The following is a 21,669-nucleotide window of genomic DNA, read 5'->3' as shown; positions in this document are numbered from 1 at the left end:
GTGAATTCCTCTCCGCCGCCTGCGAAGTGAGCTGTCGGGTTCGGGCTGGAGATGCCCGGCCGCACGTGAATGCGACTTCACCCCGAGCCGCTCCGGATGCCGGATCGGCGCTTACCTGGGTCCCCCGCTCCTGCCGTACGAGATGTGGTCGGGTTCCCGGACGGCGGCAGGATTCGGCGTTCCATCCGGAGTGAGGGTGACCGTAGGCGAGAAATAGCGAAAGGAACAAGCCCCGAATTGGTGATCACAATTCATCCGCAAGATCGATTCACAGGAATTCATGTAATCCGCCCCACACCCGCGAAGCCAACCTTCGTGGCGCACAAGGGAACCGGTCGACATGTCGATGCGTCCGGGACGCGCGGGAGTGACTCTGGTCACGAGGTCCGAAAAGGGTGATTTGCACTCCGCTGGAACCTCACGGGTCGCACGAAATGGCCTTTTATGGATTACGGGGCGAATCCCCAATAACGCCCTAACTCGGGCATACGGCCCACCGGCGCGCTTCCGGGCATACCGGTGGCAGCCGCGTGGAATCGATCAGCGCATGGCCGACAGCGCGCACCCCGACCCCGAGAGCCCCCGGAACCCACGGAACGCTCAGAGCTCCACGGACCCGCAGGACCCCACGAACCCGCGGATCACCGTCCTGCCCGTCCAGGCCGGTGATCCGCCCTTCCGCATCCTGCAGATCGACGGGGAGACGGCCGGCCGGGCGACCTCGATGACGGACGTGCTGTTCGCGGCGCGGGCGGCCGGCATCACGGTCCACGACCTCGACGACCCGGCGGCGGTCCGGTGGGTGGGCGGCGGCAAGCTCACCTGGAGGCCGCACTGAGCCCGGCACGCGGCACACAGGCCCCGTACGGCACCGCGGCCCGGTGCCGTGGTGCCGGGTGCCTCAGCCGCCCGGCAGTTCGCCTGTCCAGGGGTCGAGGCCGGCCCTGCGGCGGGCCCGCTGGACGACCAGGCTCACGAAAGCGTGCGACTTCCGCCTCCTCACCCTGTCCACGCTGAGGGGCACGGAGTCGAAGCCGCCGGCCAGCAGCCTGCGGAGGAACTCGGCCATCCCGAAGCGGTACAACGCGAAGGTCGGCACGGTGTGCCTGCCGCAGACCACCACGGGCCAGCAGTCGGGGTCCTCGTCCGTCGTCAGCCAGCACAGGATGTCCGACTCGGTGGTCGTTCCCCAGGCGAGCAGCGCACCGGGATCGAGCATCATGTCCGGCCCGGCCGGATCGGCCCAGATCTCGTCGGCCTCCGCCCGCCACACCTCGCGGACGGCACCGGTCCCGTCGGCCATGGCATCGGCCGGGCGGCACCCGTCGGGAGTGTCGGCGGGCAGTGGTCGGTGCACGGCGATCGCGTCGTCGACGGACCCCTCCCCGTAGGCGCCCATGAAGGCCTTGTAGTCGGCGGGGAAGGAGGCGCCCCACCGCGCTTCCGCCACGGCCCAGTCAACCTGCTCGTCGATGCCGTACGTCGTCGGCAGCAGCCGCTCCAGTGCCTCGATGGGCCGGGGGATCACCGGCCGCCCCCTCGCGCGCGTACGCCGCGTAACGCGCGTCCGGGCACCGGAATCCGGCTGCACACGCTCCGTCCCCTCACCTGCGACTCCCCGTCTGTCCTGAGGGAGGACCTGCTCCTCCCTCAGGCCCAGCGACAGGCGTGCCCCGAACATCACACCCACCGGACCGGTCCGGCGGCGGCGGGAGGTGCGAGGGCGCACGTGGCGGTGCCCCGGGCCGACTTCCGGTGACACGGCCGGGCTCCAGACCCGTACGGTGCGCGGTGGCGGCGATCCGCGCCTCGGGCACACCTCCCCCGCGACGACGAGCGGTAGGGCCTCAGGAGGCCGGATCGCGGCACCAGGGTGTCGCCGAGGGGCCGCCCGCGGCCCAGCTGCGCCCTCCCGCGGAGGCCCCGTGGCGAAGACGTCGGAGATCGGCTCCCGGCCCGATGCGGTGCGGCACGGACCGGGGACGGGTGCGCGGGCTCAGGATCGGTCGCCATGTCACCCGGACGCCCCGGGACTCGGCGTGCAGGGCTTCCCGGGGCGGGTGGCCGACGGGCCGGGACAGCGGCGGGCGGCCCCCAGGAGGTGTGCCGCCCGGCTCCGCGCCGCGTCGGCCGCCCCGGCGGCGCGGTGCCTTCACGGTGGTCGGCGGTCCCGGGGCCGGGTCCCGACGGCCGTCGCGGAGGACGGCCGGGTCACCTGTCCTCGCTCACGCCGATGGCTTGCGCGGGACACACCTCCGCCGACTCACGGACCGCGGTATGCAGTCGGACCGGAGGCGTGGCATCGAGGAGGACGACGATTCCGTCGTCCTCCCGCTGGTCGAACACGTCCGGTGCGAGCAGCACACACTGACCCGCGCCGCAGCAGGTGTCCTGGTCGACGGTGACTTTCATGGCTGCCTCCGTTCCGTCCCGGCGGGCCGGGACGCTTCCGTCACGCTCGGGCCCGCCCGGCCCGCCCGGCCCGTGCGGACCGGGCGGACCGGGCGGACCGGGCGGACCGGGCGGACCGGGCGGGGTTGCGGTCGCCGGTCTGCCGGGCTCACCATCTGACCGGCAGCTCGGCCAGCCCGCCGACGATCAGGCCCTCCAGCCGGCGCAGGTCCCCGGCGGGGACCGCGAGGTCCAGTGACGGGAGCCGGCGGAGCAGGACGTCCAGCACCGTCTGCAGCTCCGTACGGGCGAGCGCCTGTCCGAGACAGGAGTGGGAACCGGCGCCGAACGCCAGGTGGGCGTTCGGCGCGCGGTCGAGCATCATGTCCTCGGCACCGTCGAACACGGTCCCGTCGCGGTTGGCCGCGGCCATGCTGCACATCACGGTCGTCCCGCGCGGCAGCACCGTACCGCCCACCGCGGTGTCCTCACCGATGTACCGCGGCATTCCGATTCCGGGGTTGGCGTCGAAGCGCAGCGCCTCCTCGACCGTCGAGCGCACCAGCGAGCGGTCCCCCAGCAGCCGCTCCCAGCGGCTGCGGTCGACGAGCAGCATGGCCACCATCTTGGCGATCATGTTGGCGGTCGTCTCGTGGCCGGCGACGAGCAGCGCCTGCCCGGTGGCCACCAGTTCCCGGTCCGGCATCCCACCGCTCCCGGTGTCCCGGGACCCGATCAGGGAGCTGAGCAGGTCGTCGGTGGGCCGGGCCCGCTTGGCGGCGACGTGACCGCTCATGTATTCGTCGAACTCCACCTGGGACGCGACAACTTCCTCCTGGGTGTAGCGGTTCAGGTTGAGGATGCTGTCGGACCAGTGGGCGAATCGCTCACGGTCCGAGTCCGGGACGCCCAGCAGGTCGCAGATCACCCACACCGGCAGCGGGAACGCGATGGATGCCTTGAGGTCCGCCGGGTGTCCGTGTCCCAGCATGTCGTCGACGAGCCGCTCGGTCATCGCCTCGATGCCGGGCCGCAGCGCGGCCATGCGCTTGGCGGTGAACCACTTCACCACCGACCGCCGCCACCTCTGATGCTCCTCGCCGCCCTGGGGGAGCGTGGTGACCATGCCCTCGTTGAACACACCGCCGGAGTCGCTGTCCGAGATCCGTGCCGCGTCGTCGGCGTTCAGCAGCCGGGAGAACCGGGGGTCGGACAGGACCTGCTTGACGTCCTCGTACCGGGTGAGCAGGGACGCCTCGTCACCGCTGGGCAGTCTGACCTTCGCCACGGGGCACTGCTGCCGGAGCCTCGCCCATTCGGCCGGGGGCCCCAGGGCCGTGGTGCCGGCGATCGGATAGCTCAACTCCTGTGCTGCGTCGGCCTGGTCCATCGCCGTCTCCTTGTCCGAAGCCGTCCTGGGGGCGTTCAGGCAATCCGTCCGGCAGGTCCCGGTCAAGCAACCGGTGCGGAGATGGCCGAGATGGCTCCACCTCCGCCGGTCGGGGGGTTTCGCCCCGCTCCGCCCCGCCTGCGACACGCTCCGGGCGGACTCGGTGGCGGCGGTCCCGCTTCCGGCGGGGGCCGGAGCGGTGTGGTCCGGGGAATCGAGGAGGGGCGTACGGCTCCGGCGGACGACCGGACTTGGCGGAATCCCGCCGGGGCGGCCCGTCCGCGGGACGAGTCCCCCGGCGCCTAAGGTGTGGCACATGCAGTCCTACACGATCGGGCAGGCGGCGCGTCTCCTCGGCGTCAGCCCCGACACCGCCCGCCGCTGGGCGGATGCCGGCCGGGTCGCGACCCATCGCGACGAGAACGGGCGCAGGCTCGTCGACGGCCGTGATCTGGCCGCGTTCTCCGTCGAGGTCGCCCAGGCGGGCACCGGCGACGAGGAGACCTCGTACACCTCGGCACGCAACGCCTTCCCCGGCATCGTCACGGCGGTGAAGCTCGGTGACGTCGCGGCCCAGGTCGAGATCCAGGCGGGCCCGCACCGGCTCGTCTCGCTCCTCACCCGGGAGGCCGTGGAAGAGCTGGGCCTGGAGGTCGGTATGCAGGCCACCGCCCGTGTGAAGTCGACCAGCGTGCACATCGACCGCACCTGACCGCCGTACCGCCCGACGCGCCAGGGAGTCTCCGGCCCTTGCGGTGCGTCGGGCGATCCCGCGTTGTCAGACCGACGTCCTACGCTCACGGTATGAGCGTCTCCCTCTATTACACGGCCCTCCGCACGGAACCGCTGACCGCGTCCGAGGCGGCTTCCGTCACGCGCATCATCGCCGCCCACGCGGCGTCCTTCCCCTACGAGGACGAGGAGAGCCTGTACGTGTACGAGCAGGCCGACGGCGACAGGGGTCAGATCCTGGCGGGCTCCACCAAGATGCCGTTCGAACCCGGTCGTCTCCTGCCCGTGATCGCCCATGTGCTCGACTCCGTGACGGAGTTGCGCCGTGCCCTCGACGGGGCCGACTGGCGGGTGCACATGGACGACCTGGACGTCCCGTGGGACGAGAGCGAGGGCTACGTCCTGCCGGGGATGCGCGACGCGGACCTGATGGCCGAGCTCGGCGGCCTCTGACGGGCGGGCCGGTCCGTCAGTCCATCAGCCCTGCGGCGATCGTCGCGCCCAGTTCCCAGCACGCCTCGATGTCGGCCTTGCCCGGCTCCCCCGTCACCGTCACGGCGTCAGCAGCGCGGCGCCAGCCCAGGCCCGCCGTGATCGACTCCATGGCCCGCACGGCACCGGTGACGTCGTTGCCGCCGTGCACGTAATAGCCGAAGGGCCGGCCCTGCGTCGAGTCCAGACAGGGGTAGTACACCTGGTCGAAGAAGTGCTTCAGCGCACCGGAGAGGTAGCCGAGGTTGGCAGGCGTGCCGAGGAGAAAGCCGTCGGCGGCGAGCACGTCGGACGCCGTGGCGGCGAGCGCCGCGCGGCGTACGACCTGGACCCCCTCGATCCCGTCCGTCGTGGCGCCGGAGACCACTGCCTCGAACAGCGTCTGACAGTTCGGCGAAGGAGTGTGATGAACGATCAGCAGAGTGGCCACGCCTCCGAACCCTGCCGTCCCCCGCCCCCGGCCGCAAGCCGACGCCGCGCACGGCTCCGTACCCAGGACACGACGCGTGCCGCTGTGCCGGCATCGCCCGCCCTCTCGTACGGGCAGGCGGGCGGACGGCGGCACGATGCGGCAGTGCGATGCGGCGGCGGCCCTACCGGATCGGCACCGGCCCTGCCCCGCCCGTGCCGCGCGTCCGCCTGGTCGCGGCGGCGACCGAGGCCAGGAGCTCCGCGTCCAGCAGGGACGGATCGCCCAGCCGGGTGGGCGCGGCGTAGGAGTTGAGTACGGCCTTGGTGACCCGCAGGGCGGCCTCGGGGCGGCGGACTATGGGCTTGGCCCACGCACGTACGGCCTCGTCGAGGGCGTCCTCGGGTACGACGCGCTGCAGGACGGACAGGCCGTACGCCTCCGTCGCGTCGAAGGCGCGTCCCGTGAGGATGAGTTCGCGGGCGCGAGCCGCTCCCACCTCGTGGATCAGCCGGGGAAGGACCCCACCCCAGGCGGTGGGCAGGCCGAGGGCCAGCTCCGGCAGCCTGAAGCTCGCAGTGTCGGTACCGACCCGGAGGTCGCAGGAGAGGGCGAGGGCGAGGCCTGCGCCGATGACCTTGCCCTGCACGGCGGCGATGGTCACGGCCTGGCTCGTGGAGAGGGCCTCGCAGACCCGGCGTGCCTTGTCGCCCGCGATGCGGATGCCGCGCCCGGTGGGGTCGTCGTCCAGCCAGTCGGCGAACTCGGTGCGGTCACCGCCCAGGCAGAAGTCCTCCCCCGCCGCGCTCAGCACGAGCACCCGCACCTCGGGGTCCGGTACGGCCAGGACGGCGAGCAGACCGTCCAGCATCGCGCCGCTGACCACGTTCCCGTTCTCGGGATCGTTCAGTTCCACGCGCAGGACGGGCCCCTCGCGCAGGGTGCGCACCGGGTGGGCGGTCTGCCCCTGGGACTGGAGGAAGGCCGGCATCGAGAGCTTCATATCGCGACACTCAGCGAGGTGACCCGTCTGAAGACCATGCGGGAGGCGAACACGGGGGGCGATTCGGCGCGCAGTGCGGGGAAGCGGCGCAGGAGCTGGGTGAGCATGGAGCGGGTCTCCAGTCGGGCGAGGGCGGCGCCCAGGCAGTAGTGCGCACCACCTCCGAAGGTGAGGTGGCTTCCGGCACGGAGGATGTCGAAGGTGTGCGGATCCGGGTTGCGGCGTGGATCATGGTTGGCGGCACCGTACATCACGTGGACCATGGTGTCCTTCGCCACCCGGACCCCTGCCAGCTCCGTATCGGCTGCGGCGACGCGTGTGTTGATGTGTATGGGCGGGTCGTATCGAAGGGCCTCGTCGATGGACGCCTCGATGTGTTCGGGGTGCTCCCGCAGCCAGGTCCAGCGGCCCGGTTCGTCGAGCAGGTGCCACACCACGGACGAGAGCAGCGTCGCGGTGGTCTCCAGCGAGGCGATGGTGATGAACATGGTCAGCCGGTAGAGGACCTCGTCCGCCACCTCACGGTCGGGTTCGAGCTCGTCCCAGGTGCGTATCCAGCCGCTCAGTACGTCGTCCCCCGGAGTGGCGCGCCGCTTCCGTATCAGCTCCGTGAAGTATGCCCGCAGCCGTAGCGTCGCCTCCGCCGAGACTGCGAGCTGGCTCCTGCTGGGCAGCAGTTCCTGTGCGTACACCTGGTCGTGGGTGATCTCCAGAAGGTGCGGGTAGTCCTCCGGGGGGAGGGACAGCCACGCGCCGACGGTGCTGATCGGCAGCTGTTCGCTGACCGTCTCGGCGAAATCGGCCGGTCCGGTACGCAGTTGCTCCGCCAGGCCGTCGAGGAGGCGGCTGACGTCGCGGTCGACGTCCGGGGTCATCCGCTCGATGGTCTGGCGGTCGAAGAGATTCCCCAGGCTGCGCCGCTGGCAGGTGTGCTCGGGGGCGTTGAGGCGTGAGAGGGTCTTCGTCATCTCCTGGGTGGCGGGTGCCTCCCAGCGTTCCGTGTGCGCCTGCCGCTCCTGCCAGGCGAAGTCCGGCGCAAGCCATTCGCGTCCGCGAAGGACCTGGTTGCACGCGTCGAATCCGGTGACGAAGTACGCGCCGCCCCAAGGGGCGGGCACGACGTCTCCCATGGATCTGAGCTCGCCCAGGAGGGGGTAGGGATCGGCCTGCCCGACCGGGGAGTTGAGGCGCCTGAGAAGTGAGACAAGGGTGCGTCGATCGACGGGGGGTCTGGCGGTGTCACTGATGGTGCTCACGCAGAGGTTCCTAGCCTTGACGCCTGGTTACCATCAAGAACCTCCCCTCCGCTTGTCAGCACCATGCACGAATCGATGTTGCCCACGTCACAGTTGGGGCGGTCGGTGTCACCGCGACACGTGGTGATTGTGTGAAGCACGTGGCGCGGTGACACCGGAGGTCTCACACCCGGAAGACGTCCAGGAAGGAACTCCACCATCCCTTTGAACTCTTCTGCGGCTCCGTGACCTCGCGGTACACCGGTGCAGGACCCACGCGATCAACCGCCAGAGAAGCGGAGGCGGACTGTCCGATTGCAGGGGTATGCCGCATGGCACTGGGCGTGAACCGGACCGGCAGGGAGACCAGGGCCCGGTGGAACGGCCCCGGACGCCATTCCGCTTCCGAGGCGGGGCGGGCCAGCGTCACGTCCGGCAGGACGTTGAGGATCTTCTCGATCGCGGTGAGGGCGATCAGCTGGGCCGGAGACTTCGCCGGGCAGACGTGCGGACCCGCGCCCCAGGCGAGGTGGGCACCCTTGCTCAGCGTCCGCCGCGCGTCGGTGAGCGCCGGGTCACTGTTCGCTGCCGCGAAGCTGATCAGTACGGGAGTGCCCGCCGCGAGTATCGTCCCGCCCAGGTCCACGTCCCGGACCGGGAAGTGCGTCGCGTAGTTGGCGATGGGCGCGTTGTCCCAGAGCACCTCGTTGAGCGCGTCCTCGACAAGCATCCCGGAGCCTGCCCGGTCCGACCCGGGGCCGTCCGCGGACAGCATGAGGAGCAGCGCGTTGCCGATGAGGTTGCGCTCCGGCTCGACGCCCGCACCCATCAGCATGACGAGCTGGTCCTTGAGCTCCTCGTCCCGCAGGCCCGCCGGGTGCTGGATCAGCCAGGACGTGATGTCCTCGCCGGGCACCCGCCGCTTCAGGGCGACGAGTTCCATCAGACAGTCCGTCAGTTCGGCGTTGGCCCGCAGCACGTCCTCCCCGTCGAAGATCGCCGACATGTAGCGGGTCAGACGGTCGCCGATGTCGCTGGGGCACCCGAAGAGCTGGTTGAAGAGCAGCAGCGGGAGGAGCTTGGCGTACTCGTTGAGCAGGTCCGCGCTGCCTCGCTCGATGAACTGGTCGATGAGGTAGTCGGCGATGCGCTCGACGTCCCGGCTCAGCCGGCTCGCGTTGAGGCGGCCGAGGCTCTCGGTGACCGCTTTGCGCAGGCGAAGGTGCTCGGTGCCGTCCGTGAACAGGCAGTTGGGCCGGTAGGCCATCATCGGCAGCACGGGGCTGTCGAGCGGGACCCGGCCTTCCTGGAGAGCGTTCCAGCGCCGGGAGTCGCGGGCGAAGAGGGCCGGGTTCTGCAGCACGCGCAGGGCCGCTTCGTGCTCCACGACCAGGTTCGCCTCGACGCCGGGTGCCAGCTCGATCGGCGCCACGGGGCCGTGCGCCCTGAACGCGTCGTAGACGCGGTGGGGATCCGCCGCGAACTCCGCCCCGTACAGGGACGTCTGCCGTCCCCGGTGCATGGGGCACTCGGGGGGCGGGTTGTCGTCAGTGGCTCTCGAACGAGAGTCCATGTGTGCTTCCTCTGCAAGATTCGCGGGCCGTGGCGGGCACCGCGGTGGACGGCGGAAGGGAACGGTGTCAGGCGGCCCGGGCGAGGAGATGCCGGACGAGCGTGATCAGTGTCCTCGCGGACGAGTCCCGGTCCCGGGCGTCGCAGTACACGACCGGGGTGTCCGGCAGGAGGTCGAGGGCTTCACGCAGTTCCTCCTCCTCGTGCCGGGTGTCGGGGTCGAAGCTGTTGACCGCGACGGCGTACTCCAGTCCGTACTTCTCGACCAGGTCGATGACGGGGAACGTGTCGGCGAGCCGGGCGGGGTCGACGAGGAGCAGGGCGCCGAGCGAACCGCGGGCCATGTCCTCCCACAACTCCACGAACCGCTGCTGGCCGGGTGTACCGAAGAGGTACAGCACCAGCTCGTCGCTGAGTGTCAGACGTCCGAAGTCGAGCGCGACCGTGGTGGTCTGCTTGCCCGGCGCGCCCCGGAGGTCGTCGATGTCTGCCGCGGCCTGCGTCATCCGTTCCTCGGTACGCAGCGGCTTGATCTCGGAGAGGGTGCCGATGATCGTCGTCTTACCCACGGCGAAGTGCCCGATGACCAGGATCTTCACCGCGCGCTGGACCGCGTCCGGCACATAGATGTTCTCAGCCGAAACGGGCCTGGAGTCCATGCAACACCTCCTCGAGGATCTTCTTGTCAACCAGTTGAGCGGGGGGCGGCATCTTACGTCGCAGTAAGTGCCCCTGATCCGACAGGTCCTTCAGCAGGAGGCGAACCACACCGACCGGGAGTTCCAGCCGGCCGGCCACCTCGGCCACCGACAGGTAACCGCCGGAGCACAGCTCCCAGATCGCCCGGATCTCCGGGCTCGGATTCCGGTACGGCTCCCGGTCGGGAGCGATGGTGACCAGCGTGACGAGGGTCAGCTCGTCCGCCTCCGGCAGTCCGCGTCCGCCGGTGATGACGTAGGACCGGACGAAACCGCCGCTGACCTGCTGTTCCTCGCCCGGCGACGTCACGTGCCGCTTCCCGCACTCTGGCGCGGAGGTGTGGACATCGCCTTCCCCAGAGCGCTGACCAGCTGCTGCATGCGGAAGGACATGGCCTCCATGTCCACGTCGGCCACCGCGGCCGCGGCGAGGTAGGCGCCGCTGCCCGCCGCGATGAGGAAGATCCAGCCGCCCTCGTACTCGAGGAGCGTCTGCCGCCATCTGCCGGGCGACTGCCGTCCGACGAACGGGGCGACGGCCCGGCTCAGTGACTGCATCGAGCTCATCGCGGCGGCGACCGTCTCCGCGTCGTCCCTGCCGATCTCGTCGGAACTGGCGAGCAGCAGGCCGTCTGCGGAGACGAGGATCGCATGCTGAGCGCCGGGCACCTGGAGTACGTCGTTGAGCACCCAGGACAGATCGGGGTTCACTGGATCTCGGATCCTTCCGTGGTCGTCGTGTCGCGCCCGGACCGGGTTCCGCGCTGGAACGCGCCCAGTCGGGATGCCGTGGCCTCGTTGCCGGGCACCGGCTCGTGCTCGGAGGCTGCCGGGGGCACCACGGAGACGGGGCTCTGGCGGCGGCGCTTGGGCAGGCCGCCGGCGGTGGTGTCCTTGACCACGGGCCGGGCGGCTGCGGTCTGTACGGCCGAGGGGAACAGCGGGGTGGGGGCCGGTGCCGGGGCCTCGTACAGCGAGGGCTCCGGCGCCTCCTCGCGGTACACCTCGTGGGCGGCCGGCGGGGGCACATCACCGCTCAGCAGCTCATCGGGCAGGAGAACCACTGCGCGCACGCCTCCATAGGGGGATACCGAGTCGACCGAGACCTTGAATCCGTATCGGGCGGCCAGCAGGCCGGAGACGGCGAACCCGAACTGCGGGGGGATGCCCAGGCTGGAGACGCTGATCGCGGCCTGGGGTGCGAGAAGTGCCGCGGCGCGGTCCTTCTCCTCCTGCCCCATACCAAGACCCGCGTCGTCCACGATGAGACAGACACCCCTGGGGACCGCCTGGATGTTGATCTCCACGGGGGTGCCGGGCGCGGAGTAGTTGGTCGCGTTGGCGAGCAGCTCCGCCAGCACCACCGCCACCGGCTCAACCGCCCGGCTGACCACCGAGAAGTTCACCTGCCCGTTGATCCGCACCCGGTCGAACTGCCGGATACGGCCCTGGGCACTGCGGGCCACGTCGTAGGCCGAGGCGACGGCCTCCCGGCGTCCGAGCCAGCCGCCGCACAGCACCGCGATGCCCTGCGACCGCCGCCCGAACTGGTTGTTCGTGTGGTCGATGGCCATCAGATCGGCGAGGATCTGTGGGTCGTCGCCATACTTCGTCTGGGCCTTCTCGATGACCAGCTGCTGTTCGTCCGCGAGACCCTGAAGGGTACGTACCGCGGCTTTGAGGACTGTCTTCGTCTCCTCCTCGGCGTCCTTTCGGACTTCGGACAGCTCTGCGTCGTGACGACGGGACAGGTCGGAGTTCACCGCCTGGAGCTGTTCCCGGTGCTGCAGCAGCGTCTCGCGCTCCCGCAGCAGTTGAGCGTTCTGTCTGCGCAGCCCGACGTTGGTCACTCGAGCCCGCAGGACGGCGCCCACAGCGACAAGCGCGACCAGCGCTACGACAGCCAGTGCCCAAGTGGTGGGGCCGTTGGGAAATGTCATGAGACTCACTTCAAGTGCCATGGCTATGGATACGTCTTGGTACCCGCTCGGCATGCCGCACAGACCGGGGCTGGAAATACCACGGTGCGGGCACGGCCGGGAAGGCCACTCCAAAAGTGGAACCACGGATTGCATCCCTCGGGATGCCCCCCACACCGTCAGCCCAACTGGAAGTCAGATGATCTTATCATCGTGCGTTTGGTTAATTCCCTGCACCTACCGTGTACTTACGGTCGGAATGGCCCCCTCATGGCGCCATGGAGACAATGTGAAGGTTTCGCGACTGCGTGCCCGGCCGCCTTACCGGGGCGGTGCGGCCACCACGGAAAGTGAACGCGAGCCGCCCTGATCGCGGATTCCGCACACCACCGGGAGGCGGAAGCGGAAGACGTGGGAGCAGCGTCCACCGACCATTCGTCATGAGCGGTACGGGTAGGTCCAATAGGCGGTGAACCCTGGGAATAGGGTGTCCGGGAAGCCGAGTTGTCGGGGACGCCCGGTCCCATGACGGACACGTGGTTCGGGCGGGGCGCCGCCCTCGCGGTGGCCCTCCTGGCGGTGGCCGCCGCCCTGTGGGCACTGCTGTACGAGCGCCGGGTGCCACGCCACCGCCGGCTCGGTCACCGCGTCCGGCTGGACAGCGCCGTGGCCGCATCGGGGCCGGCGGACGTCGGCCACCTCTTCACCCCCTGCCATGTCTCCGGGGACCTGACGCTCGTCCACCTCCGGATCGGGAACGACGGCCACCGGAGTATCACGCAGGACGACTACGAGGCCGGACCGGGCATCTGTGACATCCACTCGCCCCGCGTGCCGAGCGTGGCGGAGCCCGCGGCCCTGCTCCGCAGGAGGCCATCCCGGCCGAGCGGCTGTGGGTCGGCCCCGACTGCGGGCTGAAGACGCGCGGCCGGCCCGAGACGCGGTCCTCGCTGGAGAACCTGGTGTCGGCCGCCCGCACGGTCCGTGCGGAGGTCCCTCGGTCCTGAGGTGGGCCAGGAACCGGCGGACGGGTGTCGTCACCTGTCCGCCGGCCCCTGCCGGTCGAGGTCCGCCAGTCGGCCCGCCGGACGCTCCTCGAAGGGCGTCCGTGCCGTCTCCGTGAAGGCATTCCGGGCCGGGCGGTGCGGCCAACCCGGCTTCTGTCGCACCGGAGTTGCCTATTCTTGCAGTGCGCCGATCATCCACTCTTTCTTCACGCACCTGGAGTTCGCCATGTCCCGACCGGGCAACGACGCCGCCGCGCTGCACATCGACACCAGCAAGCCTCATCCCGCGCGGATGTACGACTGGTTCCTCGGCGGCAAGGACAACTACCCGGTGGACGAGGCGATGGGCCGTCAGATGCTCGCCGTGGAGCCGGGTGTCCCGGTAATGGCGAAGGTGAACCGCGCGTTCATGCACCGGGCAACGCGCTGGCTGGCCGGCCAGGGCATCCGCCAGTTCCTCGACATCGGTACGGGGATACCCACCGAACCCAACCTCCACCAGGTGGCCCAGCGGGCCGAACCCACCACCCGGGTCGTCTACTGCGACAACGACCCGATCGTGCTGGCCCATGCGGAGGCGCTGCTGAGCGGCACTCCGGAAGGTGCCATCGACTACGTGCAGGCCGACGCCCGCGACGTGGACGCCATCCTCGAACACGCGAGCAACACCCTGGACTTCGGCAAGCCGGTGGCCCTGTCCCTGATCTCGCTGCTGCACTTCGTGAGCGACGAGGACGGCGCGTACGAGCTGGTGGACCGGCTGACCGGTGTGCTGGCGCCGGGCAGTCATGTGGTCATCTCCCACCTCACCGCCGACTTCCACCCGGAGGAGGCCCGCAAGGTGGACGAGATGTACAGGAGAAACACGCTGACGCTGGCGCCGCGCAACCGCGCCCAGTTCGCCGCGTTCTTCGAAGGGCTGGACGTGGTCGAACCCGGCATCGTGGCGGCCGAGGCCTGGCACCCCGAGCTCGGTGACCCGATCCCCGGCCAGGAGGACATCATCAGCGCGGGCTACGTGGCGGTGGGACGCAAGCCGTAGCCTGCCCCCGGCGGTCCCGGGCGGGTACCCGGGACGCACGCGCAGGGCCGGTGCCCGGGACGCGGCGCGCGGGGTGCCCAGGACGCACGGCCCTCAGCTGAGCCGGAACACCGGGCCGCGTGGCGTGAACGGCAGGGAGGCGCCCTGCGGAATCAGGAAGGCGTGCTCGCGGCGGATCCGCAGGGTGTCGCACCAGCCGTCGGTGATGACGAGCACGGGGGCCGCCGCCGGGAAGTCGTCGGCCCGCCGCAACAGGTCGATGCCCGGCTGGAGTTCGGTCCCGCCCCGGCCGCGCACCCGCACCCGGCCCGCGATCTCGGAGGGCGGCAGGTACCCCGCGTCGTACGCCGCCGCGTCGCAGAACACCACACGCGCCGCCGGTACGTCGCGTGCCTCGGCGTACGAGGCGATGGCGCCGAGGGCTTTGCCGAGCAGGGCGCTGCTCATCGAGCCGGACGTGTCGAGCACGACGCCGAAGGTGCAGCGGGCCGTCTCCTGGGGCGGGAAGTACCGGCCCGCGCGCGGGATGTCCGGGGTCGACGCCTGCCGCCGGGCGGGGCGGGCGTAGGAGCGTACGGGCTCCGGCCGGGGGACGTACTCGTCGAACCAGCGGGCCAGGCGCGCGTCCCACGGCACGGGCGGGTGGGCCAGTGCCCGGATCTCCTGGACCAGTCCGGCGGGCAGCAGTCCGCGCTCGCCGTACCGGTGCAGGTCGAATCCCTGCACGAGGCCCCGCCGGTAGAAGTCGTCCAGGTCCGCGTACGGGCGGGCGCCGGCGTGCGGCAGCGGCTCGCCGAGGATGTCACCGGCCCCTCTGCCCCGCAGGGTCGCGAGCCGTCGTCGGCGGCGCAGGTCGCCCGCGATCCGGTCGTACACCTCCTCCGTGGACAGGCCGCGCAGCTCCGGGTCGTACAGCAGGCCCTCGGGCATGTCGCCGACGCGCATCTGCACGAGCCAGTCGTTGACGACGTAGTCGGCCGCGACGTTGAAGAGGAACGGGTCCCGGCCACCTCGGCGTTCGCCGTGGCGCAGGGCGGCGTGCAGCATCTCGTGGGCGAGGACGAACCGCCATTCCTCGTCGGTGAGTGCGCGCAGCGGGTTGACATAGATCTCGCCGGCTGCCGAGCTCACCGCGGCGATCGCGATGCCCTGCGCGCGGGCGAGTTCGGCGTCGGCCACGACGGAGAGTCCCGCGGCGAGTCCGCCGAGCAGCGGGTACGAGGACACGAACCAGTTCAGCGCGCGGTCCCAGGGCTGCTGCGGGGTGCGCTCCCCGGTCTCCCGGTCGAGGCGGCCGCCCGCCGCGTCCATGGCGGTGGAGACGCTGCGGGTGAGCGCGCGGGCGAAGGCGGTCTCCCAGTCGGGGACGGCGGTGTTCCACGCGTTCCAGGTCGTGAGCACCTGGTCGGGGTGCCCGCCCGCGGTGCCGCACTGCTCGTAGGCGGCGGGGATGCCGTCGCGTCGCCAGCGGGCGGCGAGCTGTTCCTCGTCGCCGGCCGGGTAGGAGGCGGGCAGGTGGTCGGGGGGACGGCCCATCGGGAAGGTGAGCAGGAAGCGGTTGACGACGGTGCAGCGGGCGGCGAGGTCGTACCTGTCGGGCTGTACGCGCGGTTCGTCCTTGGAGGCGGGCACATGGCCGAAGCCCAGGTGCAGCGCGCAGTGGGCAAGGACCCAGGCCCATTCGGCCGGCTCCGCCCGCTTCGTGGGGTGTACGTGGACGGCGCCGCCGGAGGTGACGGCCGCCAGTCCCCCTGCCGGGGTCAGGGCGCACCTGGGCTGCCGGCAGACGGAGAACGCGACCGCGCCGAAGGCCGGGTTCCGGTTGAGGAGCACGAGTCCCGCCGCGAAGGCCTCGGCGGCCGGGTCGGGCTTGTCGCGCTTGTTCTTCCCGCCCTTGCCGGCCGTCGCGTTCATCGCCGGGCCTCGACCAGCCGGGGCATGTCGCGTGCCGCCTCGACGAGGAACCAGGCGGGCAGTACGGGCTGGCCGTCGGCGTCGTCCGCGATGACGGTCTGCGCGACCTCGACCGAGATCTCCGCGAGCCGCACGAGCAGCGACTTGGCCCTGTAGGAGGTCTGCCGCATCGACTCGGAGACGTGTTCCCTCTGCCGCGGGAGTTCCTTCACCAGCCGTCCGCGGAACGCCTCGGCCAGGTAGTAGAGGAGGTCACGGTCCTCGATCCGGGCCGGCCAGGAGGCGTCGCCCTTGAGGATCGCCTCGATGCCGAAGGTGTGGCGCACGATCTTCGCGTATCCGCAGAAGGAGACGGCGTGCGCCGGTGTCAGCGTGCCGTGCACGATCACCTTCAGCGTCTCCTCGCCGATGCCCGGGCCGAAGGAGTGCAGGGCGTCGGACAGCATGTGCCAGGAGCGGGGTGTGGAGAAGGGTTCCTCGGTCTTGGGCGGCTGCGACCACAGGTGGTCGGGGCGGTCGGTGACGTAGTCCGTCACCCAGGGGTGGATGCCGTTCTCCCCCGCCCACACCAGCCAGTCCGCGGCCGAGGCCCGCAGGTGGACATGGGTGAGCCGGTTGACCAGGGCGGAAGCGATGGGCCTGGCCAGCGCGTTGTCCGTGGCGCGGTTGCCGGCCCCGATGACGATCGAGCCGGCGGGCAGCTCGTACGATCCGATCCGCCGGTCCAGGATCAGCGAGTAGAAGGCCTTCTGGACATCGGGGGAGGCGGCGTTCAGCTCGTCGAGGAAGAGGCAGTACGGCTCGTCGCGCGCGATGCTCTCGGGCGGGCAGAACACGGAACGCCCGTCACGGATCTGCGGCACGCCGATGAGGTCCTCCGGTGCGAGCTGCGTCCCGAGGAGGCTGACGCACTCCAGGCCCAGCGACTCGGCGAAGCCGCGTACGAGCGAGGACTTGCCGATGCCGGGCGCTCCCCAGAGGAACACGGGCCGCACGGTGGCGAGTCCGAGCAGCAGGTCGGGGATCCGGGCGGGAGTGACGGTGACGGCAGCCTGCACGCTGAGGTGTCCCTTCGGGACGTGGGAGGTCGAGCCCGCCCAGTATGGGAGGCCCCTAGGACCGCCGCAGCCGAATATCGGGGCCGGCCGTCTGCGGGTCGGCCGGAGTGCGCGCCGTCCCACGGGCGCGATCGGGCAGGGCGGCGGTGCGCGTACGTCACCCTCCCGGAACCCCCTGATCACACTGTCGGAGCTTCAACTAAGGTGAACCTAATATCAGATGTTCAGCCATGGGCCTGGGCGGAATCCGGACCCCGTCAGAGCCCGATCCGGGCGTTCGGCCCCGGACCGGACCCTTCGCCTCCCGACCTCGGAGTTCGCATGTCGCACGGCCCCTCGCCCGTCCTCGCCACGGCTTCCGTCAGCCGCGAGGGTTACGTCGGACTCGGATCGGGCGCGGAACTCCGTGAACTGCTCGGCACTCCGCACCCGATCGTGATCGAGAAGGTCAGGCAGCGGCTCGACGCCGAGGACCGGGCGGTGCTGGCCGAATCCACGTTCTGTGTGCTGTCCACCTCGGACGCGGCCGGGAACTGCGACGCGTCGCCGCGCGGCGACGTCCCCGGATTCGTCCATGTCGTGGACGGGGCGACGGTCGCCCTGCCCGAGCGCCAGGGGAATCGCAGGGGTGACAGCCTGCGGAACATCCTGGAGAACCCGCACGTCGGTCTCCTCCACCTCGTCCCCGGTGGCAAGGAGGTCCTCCGGCTCAACGGCCGGGCACGCGTCCTGACGGACGCGCCGTTCTTCGATCTGATGGCGGTGAAGGGCCGGCGCCCGGACCTCGCGATCCTGATCGAGATGGACGAGGTCTTCAAGCACTGCCCGCAGTCCCTCCAGCGCTCCGCGATCTGGCGGCCGGAGACGTGGTCCACGGCTCCGGGGCCGGCCGCGTAGAGCCGGCCGCTCGGACGTCGTTTCCTGTGGTGTGTCCGCCCCGGTGAGCTGCGCGGGGCGGATCCGGACCGACGGTGGGTCCCGGACGGCTGCCGTGGCCGGGCGGCCGCCGGGAGTTCCGGATCCGCCCAGCAGGAGTCGGAGTCGGGGGCCGTCGCGTGCGACGGCCCCCGTGCCGGGCATCAGGAGCAGGTGGAGGTCGCGGCGTGGCCGCCGCGCGCTCTGCTCCGGATCCGGGTGATTCGTATGGTGCCGGTCCCGGACGGATGCCGGGACCGCTCCCGCTAGCCGGCGTACGTCTCGAACTCGGCGATCTTCGGGGTGCCGGTCGAGCCGGTGATCTCGAAGGTGATCTTGCTCAGCGAGGTCCGGGGTACGGCGATGACGCCCGCACCGCTGCCGGAGGTCAGGACGGCGCCGGTGTCGGCGTTGACGACCCGCCAGGATCCGATGCTGCCCGCGGAGCCCGCTGCCTCACGGATGTTGATGCTGGACACGGTGGTGGCCGAGGACCACTTGACCGAGACGGAACCGGTCGAACCGGCCGGGGACCAGTAGGTGTTCAGGTCGCCGTCCCGCACGTTGCCGAAGCTCGTCCCACTTGCCTTGCTGGAGCCGTCGGCACCGGCGCCGATGCTGAGGTTGGTCCCGGCGGGCTGGGTCGGGTCAGGCGTGGGGGTGGTCGGGTCCGGGGTGGGCGTGGTGGGGTCCGGGGTGGGCGTGGTCGGCGTGGGGGTCGGCGTGGTCGGCGAGCAGCTGCCGTTCGACACCTTCAGCCCCTTGTCGGCACCCGCAGTCTCGGTCACGACGGCCGGCACACAACTGGCGGCGTCGAGGCTGAAGGCGTACGGGATGCTGACCGTGGTGTTGGACTGCGGGTCGGGCCCGGCAGGGTTGTTCTCGCTGCTGCGGCTGGACCAGGTCACGTTGTCGAACGTGTTGCCGCTGACCTGCCAGTAGCCGGCCGCGTCGGTGTAGAAGGTGCCCAGGACGTCCTTGGAGTCCTTGAAGTAGTTGTTGTCCACCTTGGCGCGGGCACCCGCCCGGGAGTTGATCCCGGACTCGTTGAGCTTCACGTAGTAGTTGTTGTAGATGTGCGCGATGCCGCCCCGCAGCAGGGGTGTGCGGGAGTCGATGTTCTCGTACAGGTTGTGGTGGTAGGTGATGAAGCCGTTCGAGAGCTCGGTCTCGCTGGACCCGACGAGGCCACCGCGACCGGAGTTGCGCAGGGTGCTGTAGGACAGCGTCACGTACTGGGTGTTGTCCTTCATGTCGAAGAGGCCGTCGAAGCCTTCCGACTCCCCGCCCGAGGCTTCGAGGGTGGTGTGATCGACCCAGACGTTGCGGACGTCGCTCTCCATGCCGATCGCGTCACCGCCGTTGGACGTGGGCGAGCCGGACTTCTTGACGTTCCGGACGGTCACGTTCTGGATGATGATGTTGCTGGACTGGCGGATGTGGATGCCCAGTTGGTCGAACACGGCTCCGCTGCCGACACCGACGATCGTGACGTTGCTGATCTGCTTGAGCTCGATCACGCCCGCGGCGGTGTTGCAGCTGTCGCCCGACACCTGGGTGGTGTTGCCGTGGTTGATCGTCCCCTCGACCTCGATGGTGATCGGGGTGCTGCTGCTGGCCCGGCCGCACAGGGCCGCGTGGATCGCGGTCCCCGTGGTGGCCCGTACCGTCTGCCCGCCCGCACCGCCGGTGGTCCCACCGTTCTGGGTGGCGTAGCCGGTGGCGCTACCGGTCACCGCCGCCGAGGCCGAGGGCATCGACATGACCGCACCGGTCGCGACCGCCAGGGCCGTCGTGGCCAGGGCCGCATAGAGTCGCAGCGCGACTGGTCTCTTCATGCTCATTTCTCCCTATTCGTTACTAATGCCGAGCACAGATGAATGGCATGCTCATGTCATTCCAGGACGGCAGGCCTTGGCGGCAGCCGACCTGCGCCGGGCGGGGCCTCGTCGGCCCGGTTGCGACGTCGTTCCTTGATGCGATCGAGCCGGCCGTTCCGTGGCCACCGGGCCGGCACTTCCGGAAGTGCCGGCCATGGTCGCGCTCCCACTCCCCGTCGGCCGGACCGCCGGATCACGACGCCTCGACCAACACGGACGACCCGCCGGAGCCGGCACCGGCCCATGCGGAAGCTACGGTGGGCGCCTCGGAGGCCACGCCCACCGGAGCGAAGCTCCAGAACGGGGAAAGCGCTTTCTGTCCGCGACAATAGGGCTGCCGCCGCCAGCCTGACAAGGCTCTTGCCGTATGCGGAATGTTCGCTTCAGCCAACGGTCGCGTTCGTGGTCCCTGTCGGCCGCGGAGGGTGAGGCGTCGAGCAGGCCGCGGTGTGTCCACTTCGCGGCCGCACGGCTCCGGGCGGTGAAGTCCACGACGGAGAAGGCGAGTTCACCGCACATGCGGACGAACCCGGGGTGTTCGCTACGCCCCCTAGCGCGCGGACGTCTCCCGGAGGGCTTCCGTTTCCCCGGCGTCCTCCACGTCCTTCGCCGCCTCGCGCAGCACCTCCGCGAGTCCGTCCGTGGGCAGCACCATGCTGACCGGGGCCGAGCTGTTGAGGCACAGGCTGTGACCCGGAGGGATGCGGTCGAGCAGGTCCGCGACGGGCATCCGTTCGAAGCCCAACTGGCCTGCGGCCCCGAGGTATCGAGGTGACGTGTAGACCGGCACCACGGCCGTGCCGTCGGGCGCCGACGCGCTCACCGGCTCGCCGTCCGCCGTGACCAGCACCGCGACCTCGGTGCCCGCCAGGGCGGCGGTGACGTCCTCCGCCGGGCCGTATCCGGTGGTGGCGAGCTGGATGGCGCGGTCCACGTCATCAGCGGGATCGGGCCATCCCATCGCCTCGGGTGACGGCCTGTACTCCTCGTTGTCCTCCCACTCGACGATCTCGCCGTCGGAGTCGGAGCGCCACTGACCGACCACGGCCCACGCGGGTGGCGGGCCCTCCCCCTGCCAGGCGGGGTCGGTGAGGTAGAGCCAGTGGTCGGGTGCCCCTCCGGCGGCCCGGACGAACTCCTCGGGCGGCACGGGGCCCAGGGGTGCGACGGAGGTTTCGGCGCCGGGCTCAGTCATCTTGTCCTCGCTTGCTCGGGGTGGGTGCGTCGGTGCCGGTCCTGGCCGGGGCGCCGGGTGCGGAGCCGCCCGTCGTCCCCTGCCACCGGGCCCGCAGTTCGCCCGCCGGGACGAGCAGGGCGGCGGGCGCGGACGCGCTGAGGAACATCACGTCCCGGCCGGGCGGCAGCCGGTCGAGGAGGTCGGGGAGCGTCATCGTCACGTGCGCGGGCAGGCGGTCCGCGGACGCGTGTGACGACACCGGGAAGACGGGCACCGCGAGCGCACCGCCGGGTGCCCTGGTCCACGCCGGTTCCCCGTCCTCGGCCACGCACACGGCCACCTCGCCGGCCTCCGCCAGGGCCTCCGCGACGTCCGCGTCCGGACCGTATCCGGTGGCGGCCAGGTGGACGGCCGCGTCGGCGTCGTCGACCGGTGGTGCCCATCCGAGCGCGGCGGGCGAGGGGCGGTAGTCCGGGTTGGCCTCCCACGCGACGATCTCGCCGTGCGCGTCGCCGCGCCAGCGGCCGAGTACGGCCCACGGGGGCGCGGGTTCGTCGTCCGTCTCGCCGAGCCAGTGCCGATCGGTCACCGAAAGCCAGTGGTCGGGGGCGGTACGGGCCGCGGCGACGATGTCCTCGGGCGGCACGGGGAAGTCCGGCTCGCCGCGCAGGACGGTGCCGGACGGACGCGCGGATACGGGAGCGGGCGCCACGCCGGGGGCGGGTATCGGCCCACGGGCGCCGTCCGGCTGCCCGCCGGAGGCAGAGATCCCGCCAGAGGTCCCGCTAGAGGTCGGCATGTGGGTCGCTCCAGACGGTCATGCCGCGCGGATGCC

21 protein-coding genes, 1 pseudogene and 1 riboswitch are annotated in these 21,669 nt (G+C 70.9%); of the genes and pseudogenes, 6 read left to right on the top strand and 16 right to left on the bottom strand.

Translation table 11 applies throughout. The annotated features are described in order from the left end of the window. Positions 1 to 3: 3 nt before the first annotated feature. A riboswitch (cyclic di-AMP (ydaO/yuaA leader) is annotated at positions 4 to 189 on the bottom strand. 451 nt (positions 190 to 640) lie between these two features. Then, entirely contained in the window at positions 641 to 838 is a 198-nt protein-coding gene (locus OG524_RS28130; protein ID WP_405393057.1) for a hypothetical protein, read from the top strand. 63 nt (positions 839 to 901) lie between these two features. Here OG524_RS28130 and OG524_RS28125 read toward each other — a convergent pair whose 3' ends face one another. From OG524_RS28125 to OG524_RS28115, 3 genes are all read right to left on the bottom strand, one after another. After that, positions 902 to 1,528, bottom strand: coding sequence for an SMI1/KNR4 family protein (locus OG524_RS28125; RefSeq protein WP_405387924.1), 627 nt, complete (start codon positions 1,526 to 1,528; stop codon positions 902 to 904). Positions 1,529 to 2,211: 683 nt separating this feature from the next. Next, positions 2,212 to 2,412: a ferredoxin gene (locus OG524_RS28120; protein WP_405387925.1), complete on the bottom strand. Its 201-nt coding sequence runs from the start codon at positions 2,410 to 2,412 to the stop codon at positions 2,212 to 2,214. A 148-nt stretch (positions 2,413 to 2,560) separates the two neighbouring features. After that, positions 2,561 to 3,781 carry a cytochrome P450 gene (locus OG524_RS28115; RefSeq protein WP_405387926.1) on the bottom strand — a complete coding sequence of 407 codons (1,221 nt, stop codon included), beginning with the start codon at positions 3,779 to 3,781 and terminating at the stop codon, positions 2,561 to 2,563. A 316-nt stretch (positions 3,782 to 4,097) separates the two neighbouring features. Here OG524_RS28115 and OG524_RS28110 point away from each other — a divergent pair, with 316 nt between their 5' ends. Together OG524_RS28110 and OG524_RS28105 are read left to right on the top strand one after the other, a co-directional pair. Next, positions 4,098 to 4,493: a molybdopterin-binding protein gene (locus OG524_RS28110; protein WP_405387927.1), complete on the top strand. Its 396-nt coding sequence runs from the start codon at positions 4,098 to 4,100 to the stop codon at positions 4,491 to 4,493. Positions 4,494 to 4,585: 92 nt separating this feature from the next. Continuing rightward, positions 4,586 to 4,966: a hypothetical protein gene (locus OG524_RS28105; RefSeq protein WP_405811871.1), complete on the top strand. Its 381-nt coding sequence runs from the start codon at positions 4,586 to 4,588 to the stop codon at positions 4,964 to 4,966. A gap of 16 nt (positions 4,967 to 4,982) precedes the next feature. On the opposite strand, the gene OG524_RS28100 is transcribed toward OG524_RS28105, so the two are convergent. From OG524_RS28100 to OG524_RS28065, 8 genes are all read right to left on the bottom strand, one after another. After that, positions 4,983 to 5,435: a flavodoxin family protein gene (locus OG524_RS28100; protein WP_405387929.1), complete on the bottom strand. Its 453-nt coding sequence runs from the start codon at positions 5,433 to 5,435 to the stop codon at positions 4,983 to 4,985. 163 nt (positions 5,436 to 5,598) lie between these two features. Further along, on the bottom strand, positions 5,599 to 6,417 hold the full coding sequence (locus OG524_RS28095; RefSeq protein ID WP_405387930.1) for an enoyl-CoA hydratase/isomerase family protein: 819 nt from the start codon (positions 6,415 to 6,417) through the stop codon (positions 5,599 to 5,601). Next, a complete protein-coding gene (locus OG524_RS28090; protein ID WP_405812507.1) occupies positions 6,414 to 7,547 on the bottom strand; it encodes a cytochrome P450 in 1,134 nt (377 codons plus the stop codon). The genes OG524_RS28095 and OG524_RS28090 overlap by 4 nt, the downstream gene beginning before the upstream one ends. A gap of 289 nt (positions 7,548 to 7,836) precedes the next feature. After that, complete coding sequence (locus OG524_RS28085) at positions 7,837 to 9,225, bottom strand: cytochrome P450 (protein WP_405387931.1); 1,389 nt, start codon at positions 9,223 to 9,225, stop codon at positions 7,837 to 7,839. A 67-nt stretch (positions 9,226 to 9,292) separates the two neighbouring features. Then, the gene (locus OG524_RS28080) at positions 9,293 to 9,883 is read right to left on the bottom strand and encodes an ATP/GTP-binding protein (RefSeq protein ID WP_384497868.1); all 591 of its coding nucleotides are present in this window, start codon (positions 9,881 to 9,883) and stop codon (positions 9,293 to 9,295) included. After that, positions 9,858 to 10,232, bottom strand: coding sequence for a DUF742 domain-containing protein (locus tag OG524_RS28075; RefSeq protein ID WP_405387932.1), 375 nt, complete (start codon positions 10,230 to 10,232; stop codon positions 9,858 to 9,860). Before OG524_RS28075 ends, OG524_RS28080 begins: the two co-directional genes overlap by 26 nt. Beyond that, complete coding sequence (locus OG524_RS28070) at positions 10,229 to 10,633, bottom strand: roadblock/LC7 domain-containing protein (protein WP_056789331.1); 405 nt, start codon at positions 10,631 to 10,633, stop codon at positions 10,229 to 10,231. Before OG524_RS28070 ends, OG524_RS28075 begins: the two co-directional genes overlap by 4 nt. After that, positions 10,630 to 11,862, bottom strand: coding sequence for an ATP-binding protein (locus OG524_RS28065; RefSeq protein ID WP_405811870.1), 1,233 nt, complete (start codon positions 11,860 to 11,862; stop codon positions 10,630 to 10,632). Before OG524_RS28065 ends, OG524_RS28070 begins: the two co-directional genes overlap by 4 nt. A gap of 771 nt (positions 11,863 to 12,633) precedes the next feature. Between OG524_RS28065 and OG524_RS28060 the strand changes: the two are divergent. Continuing rightward, positions 12,634 to 12,848: pseudogene (locus tag OG524_RS28060) on the top strand (hypothetical protein); the annotation flags it as partial. A gap of 226 nt (positions 12,849 to 13,074) precedes the next feature. After that, entirely contained in the window at positions 13,075 to 13,890 is an 816-nt protein-coding gene (locus OG524_RS28055; RefSeq protein ID WP_405811869.1) for an SAM-dependent methyltransferase, read from the top strand. A gap of 93 nt (positions 13,891 to 13,983) precedes the next feature. On the opposite strand, the gene OG524_RS28050 is transcribed toward OG524_RS28055, so the two are convergent. Next, a complete protein-coding gene (locus OG524_RS28050) occupies positions 13,984 to 15,804 on the bottom strand; it encodes a DUF2201 family putative metallopeptidase (protein WP_405387936.1) in 1,821 nt (606 codons plus the stop codon). Then, entirely contained in the window at positions 15,801 to 16,862 is a 1,062-nt protein-coding gene (locus tag OG524_RS28045; RefSeq protein WP_405387937.1) for an ATP-binding protein, read from the bottom strand. The genes OG524_RS28050 and OG524_RS28045 overlap by 4 nt, the downstream gene beginning before the upstream one ends. Positions 16,863 to 17,183: 321 nt before the next feature. On the opposite strand from OG524_RS28045, the gene OG524_RS28040 reads away from it, so the two are divergent. After that, positions 17,184 to 17,759, top strand: coding sequence for an MSMEG_1061 family FMN-dependent PPOX-type flavoprotein (locus OG524_RS28040; RefSeq protein ID WP_405387938.1), 576 nt, complete (start codon positions 17,184 to 17,186; stop codon positions 17,757 to 17,759). A 284-nt stretch (positions 17,760 to 18,043) separates the two neighbouring features. On the opposite strand, the gene OG524_RS28035 is transcribed toward OG524_RS28040, so the two are convergent. The 3 genes from OG524_RS28035 to OG524_RS28025 form a co-directional block, all read right to left on the bottom strand. Next, a complete protein-coding gene (locus tag OG524_RS28035; protein WP_405387939.1) occupies positions 18,044 to 19,615 on the bottom strand; it encodes a polysaccharide lyase family 1 protein in 1,572 nt (523 codons plus the stop codon). A gap of 592 nt (positions 19,616 to 20,207) precedes the next feature. Further along, positions 20,208 to 20,852, bottom strand: coding sequence for a type VII secretion system-associated protein (locus OG524_RS28030; protein WP_405387940.1), 645 nt, complete (start codon positions 20,850 to 20,852; stop codon positions 20,208 to 20,210). Then, entirely contained in the window at positions 20,845 to 21,633 is a 789-nt protein-coding gene (locus OG524_RS28025; RefSeq protein WP_405387941.1) for a type VII secretion system-associated protein, read from the bottom strand. The genes OG524_RS28030 and OG524_RS28025 overlap by 8 nt, the downstream gene beginning before the upstream one ends. Positions 21,634 to 21,669 lie beyond the last annotated feature (36 nt).

It is taken from the genome of Streptomyces sp. NBC_01520, assembly GCF_045040375.1.
GTDB lineage: Bacteria > Actinomycetota > Actinomycetes > Streptomycetales > Streptomycetaceae > Streptomyces.
This window is presented reverse-complemented; position numbering and strand designations above follow the sequence as displayed.